General features: G+C 37.4%; 19 protein-coding genes. 15 read left to right on the top strand and 4 right to left on the bottom strand.

Translation table 11 applies throughout. The features are described from left to right. Positions 1 to 331: 331 nt before the first annotated feature. The 10 genes from B5D30_RS02510 (at position 332) to B5D30_RS02555 (ending at position 7,784) form a co-directional block, all read left to right on the top strand. On the top strand, positions 332 to 1,570 hold the full coding sequence (locus tag B5D30_RS02510) for a glycosyltransferase family 4 protein (protein ID WP_078806462.1): 1,239 nt from the start codon (positions 332 to 334) through the stop codon (positions 1,568 to 1,570). A 21-nt stretch (positions 1,571 to 1,591) separates the two neighbouring features. Next, on the top strand, positions 1,592 to 2,458 hold the full coding sequence (locus tag B5D30_RS02515; RefSeq protein WP_078806463.1) for an NAD(P)-dependent oxidoreductase: 867 nt from the start codon (positions 1,592 to 1,594) through the stop codon (positions 2,456 to 2,458). Positions 2,459 to 2,740: 282 nt separating this feature from the next. Then, positions 2,741 to 2,968 carry a YkuJ family protein gene (locus tag B5D30_RS02520; RefSeq protein ID WP_078806464.1) on the top strand — a complete coding sequence of 76 codons (228 nt, stop codon included), beginning with the start codon at positions 2,741 to 2,743 and terminating at the stop codon, positions 2,966 to 2,968. Between the two features lie 163 nt (positions 2,969 to 3,131). Beyond that, positions 3,132 to 3,890 carry a tRNA 2-thiocytidine biosynthesis TtcA family protein gene (locus tag B5D30_RS02525; protein ID WP_078806465.1) on the top strand — a complete coding sequence of 253 codons (759 nt, stop codon included), beginning with the start codon at positions 3,132 to 3,134 and terminating at the stop codon, positions 3,888 to 3,890. A 107-nt stretch (positions 3,891 to 3,997) separates the two neighbouring features. Then, positions 3,998 to 4,174 carry a 30S ribosomal protein S21 gene (rpsU, locus tag B5D30_RS02530; RefSeq protein WP_078806466.1) on the top strand — a complete coding sequence of 59 codons (177 nt, stop codon included), beginning with the start codon at positions 3,998 to 4,000 and terminating at the stop codon, positions 4,172 to 4,174. A 96-nt stretch (positions 4,175 to 4,270) separates the two neighbouring features. Next, positions 4,271 to 4,714: a GatB/YqeY domain-containing protein gene (locus B5D30_RS02535; RefSeq protein ID WP_078806467.1), complete on the top strand. Its 444-nt coding sequence runs from the start codon at positions 4,271 to 4,273 to the stop codon at positions 4,712 to 4,714. 25 nt (positions 4,715 to 4,739) lie between these two features. Beyond that, the gene (locus B5D30_RS02540) at positions 4,740 to 6,047 is read left to right on the top strand and encodes a bifunctional folylpolyglutamate synthase/dihydrofolate synthase (RefSeq protein WP_078806468.1); all 1,308 of its coding nucleotides are present in this window, start codon (positions 4,740 to 4,742) and stop codon (positions 6,045 to 6,047) included. A 354-nt stretch (positions 6,048 to 6,401) separates the two neighbouring features. After that, complete coding sequence (gene radC, locus B5D30_RS02545) at positions 6,402 to 7,085, top strand: RadC family protein (protein WP_078806469.1); 684 nt, start codon at positions 6,402 to 6,404, stop codon at positions 7,083 to 7,085. A gap of 135 nt (positions 7,086 to 7,220) precedes the next feature. After that, the gene (locus tag B5D30_RS02550) at positions 7,221 to 7,484 is read left to right on the top strand and encodes a (4Fe-4S)-binding protein (RefSeq protein WP_078806470.1); all 264 of its coding nucleotides are present in this window, start codon (positions 7,221 to 7,223) and stop codon (positions 7,482 to 7,484) included. Positions 7,485 to 7,511: 27 nt separating this feature from the next. Then, positions 7,512 to 7,784, top strand: coding sequence for a GNAT family N-acetyltransferase (locus B5D30_RS02555; protein WP_078806520.1), 273 nt, complete (start codon positions 7,512 to 7,514; stop codon positions 7,782 to 7,784). A 38-nt stretch (positions 7,785 to 7,822) separates the two neighbouring features. On the opposite strand, the gene B5D30_RS02560 is transcribed toward B5D30_RS02555, so the two are convergent. Next, on the bottom strand, positions 7,823 to 8,539 hold the full coding sequence (locus B5D30_RS02560) for a helix-turn-helix domain-containing protein (protein WP_078806471.1): 717 nt from the start codon (positions 8,537 to 8,539) through the stop codon (positions 7,823 to 7,825). 212 nt (positions 8,540 to 8,751) lie between these two features. Here B5D30_RS02560 and B5D30_RS02565 point away from each other — a divergent pair, with 212 nt between their 5' ends. The 5 genes from B5D30_RS02565 (at position 8,752) to upp (ending at position 12,646) form a co-directional block, all read left to right on the top strand. Beyond that, positions 8,752 to 8,946, top strand: coding sequence for a hypothetical protein (locus B5D30_RS02565; RefSeq protein WP_144399454.1), 195 nt, complete (start codon positions 8,752 to 8,754; stop codon positions 8,944 to 8,946). Between the two features lie 9 nt (positions 8,947 to 8,955). Then, positions 8,956 to 10,071 (top strand): DNA polymerase IV, encoded by a 1,116-nt coding sequence (gene dinB, locus B5D30_RS02570; protein ID WP_078806473.1) that lies wholly within the window; start codon positions 8,956 to 8,958, stop codon positions 10,069 to 10,071. A 184-nt stretch (positions 10,072 to 10,255) separates the two neighbouring features. Then, positions 10,256 to 11,395, top strand: a complete 1,140-nt coding sequence (tgt, locus tag B5D30_RS02575; RefSeq protein WP_234984602.1) for a tRNA guanosine(34) transglycosylase Tgt — start codon at positions 10,256 to 10,258, stop codon at positions 11,393 to 11,395. 67 nt (positions 11,396 to 11,462) lie between these two features. Further along, entirely contained in the window at positions 11,463 to 11,786 is a 324-nt protein-coding gene (gene yajC / locus B5D30_RS02580) for a preprotein translocase subunit YajC (RefSeq protein WP_078806475.1), read from the top strand. A gap of 230 nt (positions 11,787 to 12,016) precedes the next feature. Further along, positions 12,017 to 12,646: a uracil phosphoribosyltransferase gene (gene upp / locus B5D30_RS02585; protein ID WP_078806476.1), complete on the top strand. Its 630-nt coding sequence runs from the start codon at positions 12,017 to 12,019 to the stop codon at positions 12,644 to 12,646. A 44-nt stretch (positions 12,647 to 12,690) separates the two neighbouring features. Here upp and B5D30_RS02590 read toward each other — a convergent pair whose 3' ends face one another. The 3 genes from B5D30_RS02590 to B5D30_RS02600 all read right to left on the bottom strand — a co-directional run bounded on the left by B5D30_RS02590 (position 12,691) and on the right by B5D30_RS02600 (position 15,950). Then, positions 12,691 to 13,461, bottom strand: a complete 771-nt coding sequence (locus B5D30_RS02590) for a PHP domain-containing protein (RefSeq protein WP_144399455.1) — start codon at positions 13,459 to 13,461, stop codon at positions 12,691 to 12,693. Between the two features lie 201 nt (positions 13,462 to 13,662). Beyond that, the gene (locus tag B5D30_RS02595) at positions 13,663 to 14,400 is read right to left on the bottom strand and encodes an amino acid ABC transporter ATP-binding protein (protein ID WP_078806478.1); all 738 of its coding nucleotides are present in this window, start codon (positions 14,398 to 14,400) and stop codon (positions 13,663 to 13,665) included. A 2-nt stretch (positions 14,401 to 14,402) separates the two neighbouring features. Then, the gene (locus B5D30_RS02600) at positions 14,403 to 15,950 is read right to left on the bottom strand and encodes an ABC transporter substrate-binding protein/permease (RefSeq protein WP_234984608.1); all 1,548 of its coding nucleotides are present in this window, start codon (positions 15,948 to 15,950) and stop codon (positions 14,403 to 14,405) included. Between the last annotated feature and the right edge of the window lie 109 nt (positions 15,951 to 16,059).

Here is a 16,059-nt window from a genome sequence, read left to right on the forward strand (position 1 = left end):
ATTTTCGAATTCAAACCGCTGAAAACTTTTGGCAATTGAATGTTGAATAAATGACTTTTCTTGGTTGTTTCGTGTTATAATATTCATGGCATGAACACTCCTTGATCGTTATAGTTTGGTACTTTAATTATATCAAGTTTTGAGTGTTTCATGCTTTTTTATTGCCCTTGAATGTTGGTGGTCAAGGGGAGACGTGGGGGGTGCAGTTTATAAGTTTTATCAAGAAAAACATGAAGTAATGCTATAGAAAGTCTTTGACTATCGAAACTGTGCAGAAAATTGTATAATGATAATTAGAAATTAAAATAAATAGAACCAAAGGGAGAGTCAAATGAAAATCGGAATGTTTACTGAAACCTATTTGCCGCAAGTGAATGGGGTTGTAACAAGTATTCGCACGCTAAAGGAGGAACTTGAAAAACTGGGGCATCATGTTTATGTTTTCACGACCACCAATCCGAATGCGAATCCAGAAGATGACGTGGATATTGTTCGTTTGCCAAGTATTCCATTTGTCAATTATGAGGATAGGCGGATTATCATTCGTGGGTTGCATGATGCGACAAAACTTGCACGTGAGTTGGATTTGGATTTGATTCATACACATACCGAGTTTGGGGCGGGCATTTTAGGGAAAATGGTCGCAAAGAAAATGAAAATTCCTGTTGTGCATACGTTTCATACGATGTATGAGGATTATTTGATTTATATTGCCAATGGAAAATTGATTAAGCGACCTGCTGTAAAGCGTTATTGCAAATGGGTGTTGGATGATATGGATGGTATTATTTGCCCGAGTGAGCGAATGCGTAGATGGTTGAAAGATATGGATTTATTGCCGTATATGCGTAATATTCCGACAGGGATTCACGTTGAAAATTTCTTGCGTGATGACATTACAGAAGAAGATATAAAAAATCTTAGACAATCGCTTGGTGTGAAAGAAGAAGAACGGATGTTCCTCTCGCTTAGTCGAGTGAGTTTTGAGAAAAATATTCAGACGTTGATTAACGGTTTTCAGAAAATCCATGAAAAACTGCCGAAAACGAAAATGGTTGTGGTAGGCGAAGGACCTTATCGTGAGACGTTGATGAGTTTGGCGGAAGAATTAGGTTTGTCCGAGAGTGTTGTTTTTACAGGCGAAGTGCCAAATGAAAATGTGAGCGTCTATTATAAGGCAGCGGATTATTTTTGTTCTGCTTCGACAAGTGAATCGCAAGGTTTGACGTATGCAGAGGCAGTTGCAAGTGGCACGAAAGTGATTGCTCAAGGAAATGCTTATCTTGATGAATTACTGAATGATGACTCTCTTGGCGTTACGTTTTTGGGTGATGAAAAATTTGCTCCCGTAGCACTTGAATATATAGAAAAAAATATCCCGACAAATTGGGAGATTTTGGAAAATAAACTTTACGAGATTTCCGCTGAAAATTTTGGTCAATCGGTTTATGAATTTTACTTGGATATTTTGGTAAACTATTCTAAGGAAATTCGTGAAAAAGAGCGAATTAGTACCCTTCAAAAAATAAAAGCTAAAATTCCTATTCCAAAACGATACGAAGAGGGATAATCAAAGAAATGAGGGAAAGTGATGAATTTAGGATTTATCGGCACAGGTGTAATGGGAAGTTCCATGGTGAAAAACTTGATGTGTGCGGGACATTGTTTGCATATTTACAATCGCACGAAATCAAAAACAGACGAATTGGTTGCACAAGGAGCAATTTATTACGCAACGCCAAAAGAAGTAGCTGAAAATGCAGAAGTCGTCTTTAGCATGGTCGGCTATCCTGCTGATGTGGAGGAAATTTACTTTGGTGAAAACGGGATATTTCATGCAAAAAATATTGCAGGAAAAACCGTTGTTGATTTTACGACAAGTGAACCTGCTCTTGCGGTGAAAATTTTTGAACAGGCAAAAACGCTTGGTGCGAATAGTCTGGATGCTCCAGTGAGTGGTGGCGATATTGGGGCGAAAAATGCAACGCTTACGATTATGGCAGGTGGCGAAGAGGAGATTTTTGAAACCATTCGCCCACTTTTTGAAATCGTCGGTAAAACGGTGGAATATCAAGGAAAAGCTGGAAGTGGTCAGCATACGAAAGCGGCAAATCAGATTGGTGTGGCAGGTACGATGACCTCGCTTGTGGAATTGCTCGTTTATGCAGAAAAAGCAGGGCTTGATTTAGAAAAAGTTATCAAAACTTTGTCTGGCGGCGGAGCTTATACATGGTCGATGAATAATTACGCACCGAGAATATTGCGTGAAGACTACTCGCCGGGTTTTTTCGTGAAACATTTCATCAAAGATTTAGGCATTGCTTTGAATGAGGCTGAAAAAATGGAGATTGACCTACCAGCAACGACTCTTGCCAAACAACTTTATGAAACTCTGGCAGAGAAAGGTTTTGAAAATGAAGGAACGCAAGCATTGATAAAATTATGGTGGAATGACTAAGAAAGACGAGCTTTCTTCTTTTCTAAAAGCAATCCAATTTTGTCTAAAACGAAGTTTTTAGAGAGAACAATAAAAAATATCCCTTTTTGACTGCAACAATATGTTTTTTTTGCTACAATAGAGAGGATAAGAAAACTATTATACTTAGTGTTCCCTTAAAGAGTATAGTGGAGAGAAATTTTGGTAATACTAAATAAGCTGATTACGGCTTGGGAAAATCCAAGATGGGCGAGTAGTGTTTAAATTTTGCCCCTCGTAGAGTTAAACAAAGGAGACGAACAAATGAAATCAAACTTAGTAGCAATCATCAATCGCCTTGAGGCAATGATGGAAACAGAGGAAGGAACTGTTCAAACACGTCGCTTTGAGCATGAAGGCGATTTGAAAGCGGAAGTGATTTTTGATAGCGAAGAAAAAATCTTTACGCTAAAAGAAACAAAAACTGGTTTTGTTTCAACATTTGATGATATTGATATTGTCGCAATGGAAATTTATGATTTGATTTTTTAATCAAAAGAACACAAAGTAAGACTGGAATGAAACTCCGCAAATCTTCATGCAATACCGTAGTGACTTCGTTATTTACTATCGGTTTTAAGAATGTGTGTAGAGTTTTATCTCAGTCTTTTTTGCTGGAGTGCGATTCTTTATTGAAAAAAAGGTGGAAGTGGAAATGAATGAGATAAAATTAAGCTATAAAGACAATGCAAGATATTTCAATCCAATTAGAAAAGCAATTTTAAACTATGAAATGATTCGCCCAAATGAGAAGGTGGCGATTGGTATGAGTGGTGGGAAAGATTCGACAAGTCTTTTGTTTTTCCTAGATGAGCTGAAACGTCACAAACGATTAGGGTTTGATTTTGAGATTGTGCCAATTTGCTTAGATATGGGGCTTCCCGTTGACATTACACCGATGAAAGAATTTGTAGAAAACCTAGGTTATACGCTAGAAATTGTGCCAACCAATATCATGGAAGTCGTCTTTGACATTCGCAAAGAACGCTCACCATGCTCTCTTTGTGCCAAGTTGCGACGTGGCATTCTCTACTCCAGAGCAAAGGAGCTAGGTTGTTCTAAGGTGGCACTTGGTCATCATTTAGATGATGCGATTGAAACGCATTTTATGAATTTCTTTTTCCACGGTCAAATGGGAAGTTTTGACCCGATTAGTTATCTTTCTAAAACGGATATTTCGCTTATTCGTCCAATGGTTTATGTGGCGGAAGGTGATATTATTCAATTTGTCAAACGTCAAGGACTTCCAGTCATTCAAAATCCTTGTCCTGTTGACAAACATACAAAACGTGAAGAAATAAAACACGTGGTCACTCAGCTTTCAACAAGCTATCCTGATGTTCGCCAGAAGTTTATTATGGCGATGGAAAAAGGGGAAACGGAAGTTTTTTGGAAAAAATTGAAAAAAGTATAAGCTTTTAATTGACGAAAGAGTTTTCCTTTGTTAAACTAGAAAATGGACATTATCGAAAGGCAACTTTCAATAACGGTTACGTTAAGCTCGGAGGGAGGGAATTTTTTATGTCAAAAACAGTTGTTCGCAAGAATGAATCTCTTGATGACGCTCTTCGTCGTTTCAAACGTTCCGTTTCTAAAGCTGGTACTTTGCAAGAATCACGTAAACGTGAATTTTACGAAAAACCATCTGTAAAACGTAAGAAAAAATCAGAAGCAGCGCGTAAGCGTAAAAAATGGTAATTATGAGAGCCTAGGTCGACATGACTTGGGCTTTTTTGTTAAAATAATGTGTAGGAACTCATTCAATAAAAAACATAAAAACAAAGGAGAAAGAAAATGACAGTAAAAGAAAAACTAACAGAAGATATGAAACTTGCAATGAAAGCAAAGGAAAAAGAAAGATTGCAGGTCATTCGTATGCTTAGAGCTGCATTTCAAAACGAAGAAATCAAGTTAGGGCATGAGTTAAATGATGAGGAAGAACTTACGATTCTTTCGCGTGAAATGAAACAACGTCGTGATTCGTTGGAAGAATTTACCAAAGCAAATCGTGAAGATTTGATTGAAAAGGTGACCGTTGAAATCGCAGTAGTAGAAGAATATTTGCCAAAACAGTTAAGTGATGAAGAAGTGGCAAACATCGTGGATGAGGCAATTCAACAAACTGGAGCAACCTCAAAAGCTGACTTTGGGAAAGTAATGGCACTTGTTATGCCAAAAGTAAAAGGTGTAGCTGACGGTGGAAAAGTAAATATGCTAGTCAAAGAAAAATTGTCTTAAACCAATGGTTTGATTGGAGAAAAAATTGAAAATAGAAGAAACACTTTCATGGATTCACAGCAGAAAAAAATTTGGAAGTAGACCCGGTTTAGTGCGTGTAGAGGCGTTGCTTGAGCGATTGGGCAATCCAGAAAAGCAGCTTTCCATGATTCATATTGCAGGAACGAATGGAAAAGGCTCTACGGTTGCGTTTTTACGGTCTATTTTGCAAAAGCAAGGACTTCGTGTGGCAACTTTTACAAGCCCTTATATCGAGCATTTTAACGAACGCATGAGTATCAATGGAGTAGGTATTGAGAATCAAAAATTAATTGAATATGTAGAAGAAATTCGTCCTTTCGTTGAAACTATGGATGAAAACGAGGAATTATCAGGTATTACAGAGTTTGAGATTATTACAGCACTTGCGTTTCTCTATTTTGCCAGAGAAAATGTAGATGTTGTGATTGTTGAGGTGGGCTTAGGAGGATTGCTGGACTCAACAAACGTGATTGCACCTGTTTTGACAGGAATTACAACGATTGGTTTAGATCACCAAGATATTTTAGGCGATAGTCTTATTGAAATTGCCGAGCAAAAAGCTGGGATTATCAAGAAAAACGTTCCGTTAGTGACGGGGAATATTGGTACTACGGCACTTAGTGTCATTGAAGGTGTGGCACGCAAAGAGCAGGCTGAATTGATTCGATTTGGTAGAGAATATTCTATTCGATACGATGAAACTACGGCTAGTTGGGGTGAAACATTTGATTATTTTTCAGGAAAATTTTCATTGTATCACGCAACGATTTCCATGCTTGGTCAACATCAGACGGAAAATGCGGCAATGGCACTGACACTTGCACGAAAATACGCTGAAATTAAATGTTTTTCTCTCTCTGAGGAAGTTATTTTATCCGGTTTAAAAGCAGCTTTTTGGGCGGGAAGAATGGAAAAAATTCATGAACACCCTCTGATTATTTTGGACGGAGCACACAATCCTCATGCAATGAAACGTTTGGTTGAAAATGTTCAGCGTGAATTTCCGGAAAAAAGGGTGAATATCCTGTTCTCTGCTTTGCAAACAAAAGACGTCACACAAATGCTTGAGCAACTTTTAACACTTGAGAACGCTCATCTATACTTGACTACATTTGACTATCCGCAAGCGATTGAATTGAAAGATTTTCATGATTTAGATAAAGAAAAAAGAGTAGACTTTGTCTCTGTTTGGCAATTTGGTTTAGCCGAAATTTTAGAGAAAATGCGAGAGGACGAGGTATTCCTTGTGACAGGTTCGCTTTATTTTATTAGCCAAGTAAGGAAATTTTTAATAAAAATGGAAAAGGTCTGAGCAATCGACCTTTTTTTGCGTATATTAATAGTGAAAAGAAAAGCGAGCGGGGCGTTTTGAAGTTTGCAACAGTGAACCATGTCGTTTATTTACTTGAAGCGTAGCTTCAAGCGACATTGTGAACAGTTGCCAAACTTCAGCCCCTCGTAGCTAGACAGAGAAAAGCGTAGCGGGGCGTTCAGGGTTTTGTCGCAGTGAGCCGTGCCGTTTACTTGCTGCTACACTTCGTTTCGCATACAGTCTTTCTAAGAATCAAAGATTCTTGAAAGACTAGCATCAAAACGCAAGTTTCGAGCGGCACTGCGAACAGCGACCCAACCCCTGCATTTCGGATTAGAAAAGGAGAATGAGCCAATGGAGTATATTATCAAAGAGGATACGCAAGATATGTTACCAAGAGAAAGATTGGAAAAATATGGAGAAAAAGTGCTATCGAATGCAGAGCTACTATCTCTTATTTTACGAGTAGGCACACCGAAAGAAAATGTTTTTCATCTTTCACAAAGGATTTTAGACCGTTATGAATCGCTTTATGAATTACGACAAGAAAGTTTAGAAAGTTTGAAGGAAATTTCAGGTGTTGGAAGTGTAAAAGCAAGTCAAATTCGAGCAATGATTGAATTAGGCAAGAGAATACAGCTTTCCAGACAAGAAGTTGGAAAAAGGATAACTTCAAGTTATGAATTGGCATTAGACTTAATGGAAGAATTGCATAGCTTGACACAGGAAAATTTAATTGTTATTTTTCTCAACACACAAAATTTTGTCATTCGGAGACAAACCCTTTTTATTGGAACACTTAACCAATCCATTGCTCATCCACGTGAAATTTACCGAGAGGCAGTGAGATGTTCAGCTGCGAGTATTATCCTTGTTCATAATCACCCAAGCGGAGATGCAACGCCGTCGAAAAATGACGAAAACATCACAAAAAAAATCGAAGAGTCAGGGCGAATGATTGGTATTCCTTTGCTTGATCATCTTATCATAGGGGATAATCAATATTTTAGTTTTAGAGAAGAAAAGAAATTACACTAGGCTTTCGAGTAGTTTAAATTGAAAAAAAATGGTGTGGTTGTTAGAATAAAAGTAGGAAAAAAAGAAATGACGTGAGTAAAAAAAATAGTTTTGTAGAGAATAACAAAGAGTGTTCGTGGAAAGGAAGTTGTCAAAATGGATAATGGAAAAATTAACGGTAAGACAGTGACAGAAAGCGAATTGTTAGCATTAGGGTATCGTAAATATCAAGGGCAAAATATGGATATTTATTATGCAAAAGATATTTGTGGGCATATTGGCAATTGCGTAAAAGGCAATCCAGAAGTTTTTGAAGTAGGACGTAGACCGTGGGTAATTGCAGACAATGGTGAAGTGCTAGAAAATATCAAGGTGGTAGACACTTGCCCAACAGGTGCTTTGAAATATATTCGGCGTTAGGTTGGAGAGGGAATGGGGGTGGAGATCGTGGAATTTAGACTAGAAGACGAACAAATTACACTTGTTAATGACGAAGGAAATGAAGTAGGTGAAATTACGTGGGCATTAGCAGGTACGGTGATGATTGTCGACCACACCTTTGTTGACCCAGAATATCGACAGGATAACTTTGCCAAAGAGCTTGTTAGGCAATTGGTTGAGTATGCACGCAAAGAAGAGTACGAGGTTTTACCACTTTGCCCTTATGCTCGTACTCAATTTGAAAAAAATGCAGAATATCAAGACGTTTTAAGAAAATGAGGCTAGGTTGATCTAGCCTCATTTTTGTGTTTTAACGGCTAATTTAACACTTTCCCAACGATGACAAAATGGTCATCCTCGGTTACGATTAAATCATCATATTCGTCATTTAAGCTCTCTAATATAGCATGATTTTTTTTAAACCAAATACGCTTGAAAAATCCTTCACCATTTAAAATAAAAATTCCTAGTGTACCGTTGAAAATTGTTTCTTGCTTTTTGATATAAAGAATCTCACCATCGTGATAATCCGGCTCCATTGAATCTCCATGAATACTAAGCACAAAATCAGCATTACTCGGCACGTCCTCTTCAGGCACTTCGATAGACTCTTTGTTTTCCTCGCCAAGATACAAACCCACTCCAGCAGATACTGAACCATAATAATCCATTTCCACCATTGGAATTTTCGGTTCCAATGGAAGTATTTTATGTTGATTTTTCTTTTGCGTGATTAACTCATTTTGGGTAAAATTAATCACGGCATGCCTATGGTTTTCATTTAACTGGTGAAAGACAGAAAGCAACAATTCAGTATCTTTATCTTGTTTTTCAAGTAATTGTGATAAAGAAATGTGAAAGAACTCGGCGATTGTTTCCATCATTTCTATTTTTGGCTGACGTGCACCTTTTGCCCAATTTGTGAGCGTGGTGTAAGGAATATTCAAGGAATTTGCCAGATCTTTTCGGCTTAACTGCTGTTCATTCATCAAGCGATTTAAATTTTCTGCAAAAAATTGCTTACTTTCAGTCATATAACCCCTCCGTTCATGTTTAGGGTACCTCTAAAAACTCACAGTTACCCAAAATTACTAGTTTTGGATTAAACGGATTTTTTGAGATGCCTTTACAGTTAACATTCTACTCTTTTTGAAAAAAAAGTCAAACAAAAGTGTTGACTTTTTTCAAAAAGAGTAATAAAATGATTTCATAAGTTCGTTTAGTTGAAGAAAAGAAAGGTGTGATTGTGATGTTTGTAGATATGATGATGTTGATTTTCATGGTAATTGGATTTCTTTCTTTTGGAGTAGTATTCGTTTTGAGTATTTTAGGGATGTTTACAAATTTCGATTTAAAATCTAAGAGAAAATGTCCAACAAGCAATGTAACAATTTTGCCAATAACAGATAGAGAATGTCATGAATTAAAGAAAATCGCATAGGTGAGTAAAATGAGTGAGCATTTTTTTCCATTGAAAAATGATACTTCGAGAAAAATAGTGCATATTGATATGGATGCTTTTTTTGCAAGTGTTGAGATGCGAGACGATCCTCGTTTGCAAAATCTCCCCGTAGTAATCGCCAGACATCCACGAGAAACTGGAGGTCGAGGAGTAGTCTCTACGTGCAATTATATCGCTCGAACCTACGGGATTCATTCTGCGATGAGTGCGAAAAAAGCCTACGAATTATGCCCAAAAGCAGTATTCATTTCGGGTAATTATGCAAAATATGTTGAAGTATCTAAAAAAGTAAGAGAAATTTTCGCTCGTTATACAGATTTAGTTGAGCCGATGAGCATTGACGAGGCTTATTTAGATGTGACAAAAAATAAGATTGGCAGTAAAAGTGCAGTTAAAATTGCTAAAATGATTCAATATGACATTTGGCACGAACTTCATTTAACGTGTAGTGCAGGTGTGAGTTACAATAAATTTCTGGCAAAAATCGCAAGTGATTGGAAAAAGCCAGCAGGATTGACGATTATTACGCCAGAGGATGCGTTATCGTTTTTAAACGACTTACCGATTGAAAAATTTCATGGTGTCGGAAAGAAAACGAGAGAGTCAATGAATGAGTGGGGTGTTTTTTTAGGAAGAGATTTGCTTGAAAAAAGCGAATTAGATCTCATGCAAAAGTTTGGTAAAATGGGGTATTCTCTTTACAGAAAAGCACGTGGTATTCATAACTCCCCCGTGAATAATTTTCGAGAAAGAAAATCCGTAGGAAAAGAAAGAACTTATAAACAAGACATTTTTTTGTTAGAAGTAGCAGAACAGCAACTGTTACATCTATCAGAAATGGTCAGCACCTCATTGAAAGATAAGAAAAAGCATGGTCGAGTGGTTACGCTAAAAATTCGCTACTCAGATTTTTCTACCTTAACGAAACGTATCACTTTGCCAGATGAAATCTATCAAGCAGAAGATATTTATTTCAATGCAAAAGCACTATTTGAAGAATATGCTGAGGTAGAACGAGGAATTCGCCTGTTGGGAGTGACAGTTAGTACATTGGCTTCTGTTTTTTACGAAAATATCGTTTTGCCTTTGGATTGTGTGCAATAAATGAGAGTTGAAGTTGTAAAGAAAAAAAGGTACTTCTAAAAACTTACGATTATCCCAAATTGCTAGTTTTGACTTAACCGAAGTTTTTAGCGGAGGAGAAATATCTGCTTGAACAAATTCTTTTTTTCGTTTATGATAGGGAAAGATTTTCTAAAAACAATGTTTCAAGAAAGGATTTTTTATTTTGTCAGCAATTCAGTATAGATTAATTAAAAAGGAAAAACATACAGGGGCACGTTTGGGAGAAATTATTACCCCGCACGGTACTTTTCCAACACCGATGTTTATGCCTGTTGGGACTCTAGCAACGGTAAAAACTATCAGTCCAGAAGAATTAAAAGAAATGGGTGCAGGGGTTATTCTGTCTAACACCTATCATCTCTGGTTGCGTCCCGGAGATGAATTGGTAAAAAAAGCAGGAGGTTTGCACAAATTTATGAATTGGGATCAGCCGATTTTAACAGATTCTGGGGGGTTCCAAGTCTTTTCTCTTTCAGATATGCGAAATATCGAAGAAGAAGGTGTGCATTTTAGAAATCACCTAAACGGTGCGAAACTTTTCCTTTCGCCAGAGAAAGCCATTCAAATTCAAAACAATTTGGGTAGTGATATTATGATGAGTTTTGACGAATGTCCGCCGTTTGATGAAAGTTATGATTATGTGAAAAAATCAGTAGAGCGTACAAGCCGTTGGGCATTGCGTGGTTTGAATGCTCATCAAAATCCTGAAAGTCAAGGGCTTTTTGGTATTGTGCAAGGTGCAGGATTTGAGGATTTGAGAAAGCAAAGTGCTAGAGATTTGGTTTCTATGGATTTTCCGGGCTATTCTATCGGTGGTCTTTCAGTAGGGGAGCCGAAAGAGGAAATGAACAGAGTGCTTGATTTTACCACACCGCTACTTCCAGAGAACAAACCTCGTTATCTTATGGGTGTGGGTACAGCTGATTCTTTGATTGACGGAGTGATCCGAGGGATTGATATGTTTGATTGTGTTTTACCAACTCGTATTGCAAGAAACGGAACTTGCATGACGCACAGCGGTCGTTTAGTGGTGAAAAACGCACAATTTGCGGAAGATTTCCGTCCGCTAGATGAAAAATGTGATTGCTATGTATGTAAAAATTACACACGTGCTTATATTCGTCATTTGATAAAATGCGATGAAACTTTTGGTATACGCTTGACAAGTTATCACAATCTTTATTTCTTGATTCAGTTAATGAAAAATGTGCGTGAGGCGATTATGAATGACAATCTGCTAGAATTTCGCGAAGCATTCTTTGAAGAGTATGGATTTAATAAAGAGAATGCAAAAGCTTTTTAAAATGATTGCTAAGGACGGAATAGTTTGTTAAACTGTATATTATACTAAACGAAAAGGTGAATAAAAAATGAATTTATTGCTTCCAATAATGCTAGTAGTTATGGTAGTTATGCTTTATTTTTCTTCTAAAAAACAAAAGCAAGCTCAACAAGACAGACAAAATCAAATCAACAGCATGAAAGCTGGAGATGAAATTGTCACAATTGGAGGACTCCACGGCTTACTTCATGAAGTAAACACAGAAAAAGGAACCATTACGCTTGATTGCGAAGGAGTTTACTTAGAGTTTGATCGTAATTCTATTCGTACAATAAAACCACAAACTACGAATGAAGTTGTTGCCGAAGAGTCTGCTGAAGAAGTAGCAAGCGACGAGAAAACAGAAGAATAATTAAAGGTCTGCGGTTTATTAACCGTAGATTTTTTTTGTAATGCTTTACGACAATACAGCAAAAGAATTGCTAAATTTTTAATGGAAACGATTGTAACTCTCGCAAGAAAAACATATTTTTGTTAAAATAAATCGAATGGGAAATTAAGGAGTTTCTACTTCTTGTTTTCGAGAATATAGAAAATTGTTTTGGTGGTAAATTGCCAAGGCGAAATCAAAGGAGATTCATTATGTCAAACTTTCAGGTTATCAATCACCCGCTTATTCAACACAAGCTATCTATTCTTCGCAGAAAGGATATGGGAACAAAGGTGTTCCGCGAGCTTGTAGACGAGATTGGAATGCTTATGGCTTATGAAGTGAGTCGTGATTTACCACTTGAAGATGTGGAAATTGAAACACCGATTACTACAACAACTCAAAAGCAATTAGCAGGGAAAAAATTAGCGATTGTGCCAATTTTGCGTGCAGGAATTGGTATGGTAGACGGCATTTTGAAATTAATTCCAGCGGCAAAAGTTGGGCATATCGGAATGTATCGTGACGAAGAAACGCTTGAACCGCATGAGTACTTGGTGAAATTGCCAGAGGATATTTCAAGTCGTCAAATTTTCCTCGTTGACCCAATGCTTGCCACAGGTGGTAGTGCAATTTTGGCGGTGGATAGTTTGAAAAAACGTGGGGCAACGAATATTAAATTTGTCTGTCTTGTTGCAGCACCAGAAGGTGTGCAAGCCTTACAAAAAGCACATCCAGATGTGAATATCTACACAGCAAGTTTAGATGAAAAATTAAATGAACATGGTTATATCGTGCCGGGTCTTGGAGATGCTGGTGATAGACTATTTGGAACGAAGTAGATAATAAAAAAGCAAATCGAAAAAAACGGTTTGCTTTTCTTTTTTTATATTTTGAAATTCACACATTTTCCCTTGTCAAATTGAACGACATGGTGAATGCCAGCTTTTTTTGCGTTTTCTATTAAGCGTGAAAAATTTAATTCCACTTCTGTTGCTCTTTTTGCCTCGCTACCAAAAGTAAAGAGTGTTCCGCCAAGCTCTTGATAGAGGGTAACGGCAAAATCGTAGAGGTAACGATAACCGTAGAAAAAGCAGCCTTTTGCATTCAATTCTAGGGCGATATTGCGTTGAATCATGAGTTTGAAAATTTCTTCGAGTTCGTGTTCTACTAATAAAATAACAGCACGCTTGCTTAGTGAGAAACGTCTCAAGCCGTAATCGAGAGAAGATAGCACATTTATTCCGTCAATTTCAGTAATCGCCTGTTTCATGAGAGAAAAATATTCTGCGACGACGGTGTTTACATTTTCAAATAAAATTTCATCACTCATGAAATCTAGTTTTCCATTTGAACGAATGGAAAGAAGTTTGACATCGAATGATTTATCTGTGAGATAATTTTGTATTCGTTCTCTATTTCCTTTTGTATAGCCGATTTCAATCCCTTTGTAAATCTTTCGCTCGGGAAATTTTTCACGTAAGGAAAAGATTTCTTGGCTATATTTTTCATCGTCCAAAATACTGTCTTCTTCGGCAATTAAATTGTCGAAAATTAAGGAATCTGTAAAAGTGAGCGTGTGATTGTTTTGCAACAGAACTTCCTCCATTTCGCAAGAGGAGTCGTAGCTGAATTTTGTGTGTATGTGGCAGTCCATTTTGTCCTCCGTGTAAAGTAATAGTAAGACTATTGTAAGGCATAACAACGAAAAAATCACGAGCAATTTTTATTTTCTCGTTCCTTTTATGTAGGTTGATGTAAGAAATTTCCCCATTCCTGATTTCTTGTAAAAAAATCGCATAAAATCAACGTTCTTAAAAACGTATTTCATGCGATTTTTTTTAGAGGCAGCCTTATTTTATCCCTTCAAGAATCGTGCTAAAAATTCTCGAGTTCTTTCTTCTTTAGGATTTCCAAAAATTTGCTCAGGACTTCCTTCTTCGGCGATTACACCTTTGTCCATAAAAATGACACGGTCGCTGACTTCTCTAGCAAATTCCATTTCATGTGTGACGATTACCATTGTCAATCCGCTTTCTGCAAGAGCTTTAATTGTGGCAAGAACTTCACCGACCATTTCTGGATCTAACGCACTTGTCGGTTCGTCAAAAAGGATAACGTCAGGATTCATTGAAATCGCTCGAGCAATGGCTACACGTTGTTTTTGACCGCCAGAAAGTTGAGCAGGACGGGCGTTGGCAAATTGTTCCATACCAACTTTTTTCAAGTTTTCAAGAGCGATTTTTTTCGCCTCGTCCTTTCCTTTTTTCAAAACGGTTGTTTGCCCAACCATGACGTTTTCAAGTGTGTTCATATTGTTAAACAAATTAAAACTTTGAAACACCATACCTAAATGTGTACGGTATTCAGGAACGTTAAAACCTTTTGCTAGTACATTTTTTCCATTGTATAAAATTTCACCACTATTTGCTTTTTCTAGCAAATTGATAGAACGCAAAAGAGTGGACTTTCCGCTACCGCTGCTACCGATAATGGAGATTACTTCCCCTTTATTCACGCTCATATGAATGTCCTTTAGCACTTCATTTTGCCCAAAGGATTTTTTTAAATGATTGATTTCTAAAATAGTTGTCATCTTTATTCTCCCTTCTTCACCTCAGCAATTTGCATTTGATTAGAAATTGGTACATATGCGTCAGGACCGTCGATTTTTCTTTCCACAATGCGTAAAATGCGTGTAATCGTGAATGTCAAGACAAAGTAAATTGCACAAATGATTGCAAAGGTTTGGAAGTACATAAAGTTTTGCTGTGCAACGGTTGTTCCTTGGAAAAATAGTTCTGATACTGAAATAACTGAAAGTACCGAAGTATCTTTGATATTGATAACAAATTCATTTCCTGTTGCTGGTAAAATATTTCTCAAAACTTGCGGTAAAACGACTTTTCTCATTGTTTGAGTGTGTGTCATTCCAATTGCTTGTGCCGCCTCGAATTGTCCATTATCAACGGCAAAAATCCCACCACGAACGATTTCGCTCATGTAAGCTCCTGTATTAATAGAAACAATGATAAGAGCAGCAAGTGTTCGGTCAATGCTCAAGCCAAACGCAAGGGCACTTCCGTAGTAGAGCACCATTGCCTGCACAATCATCGGCGTACCACGGAAAATTTCGATGTACGCACTAATCAGCCAACCGAAAATTTTGTGCAAAGTGTTCACCAATTTGTTTTCACTTGTTGGAATCGTGCGATAAACACCGATTAAAAGACCGATAATCGTACCGATAACCGTACTAATTAAAGAAACAAACAGTGTCATACCTGTTCCACGCAAAAATTGTGTTCCGTTATCTTTTATGATAGCACTCAATTGGTCTACCCAAGTGCCACTAGATTCTGTTTCAGGTTGATTGTGAATCATTTTATCCATAAGTTCTTGCTGTTTTTTTAGCGTAAACGTAGCAAGATATTCGTTGATTTTTTCTAAATCTTTCTCACCTTTTCGTACACCAATAGCTGTTGTTGTATCCTCTGGATTGAGTGTGAAACCTTTCCCTTTTGGAAATTCAATAAATTTGAACACTCGATTGCGAGCTTCCGCTGTCACTCCCTCGGGACGTTCGGCAACGTAGCCGTCAATGGCACCACTTTGAAGTGCCACACGCATACTTGAAAAATCTTTCATTGCAGGCTGTTTATCCACATTTTTGAGCTGTTCCACTAAATCATAATGGAAAGTGCCAAGTTGAGCGGTAATTTTCGCATTTTTAAAATCATCAATACTTTTTGCATCAGCAAATTTTCCCGTGCGATTGACCATAACTCCTAGAGAACTTGTGTAATAAGCATTTGAAAAATCAATTTGTTCACGACGTTCTGGTGTAGGACTCATTCCTGCGATAATCGCATCAATTTTCCCACTTGTAAGAGCAGGTAATAATCCGTCCCAGCTCGTTTTGACAATGACCAATTTTTTCCCTAGACTTTCAGCTAATGCTTTTGCCACTTGTACGTCATAACCATTTGCGTATTGACCTTTCACGCCTTGGATAGCAACGGCTCCATTTGATTTGTCGTATTGTGTCCAGTTAAACGGAGCATACGCAGCCTCCATTCCGACACGAAATTCACCGTCTGGTGTAGCGACTTCTGCATTTGTTCTTAGCGAAAAAGCAGAAAACATACTTGCTAAAAAGGTGAACATAAGCAAGGTAGAAATTTTTTTCTTCAATTGTAAATCCTCGTCTTTCAATTTATTTGTTTTAGCAACAAAAAAAGCAACTCAAACGGCT

This window comes from Pilibacter termitis, assembly GCF_900167335.1.
GTDB lineage: Bacteria > Bacillota > Bacilli > Lactobacillales > Streptococcaceae > Pilibacter > Pilibacter termitis.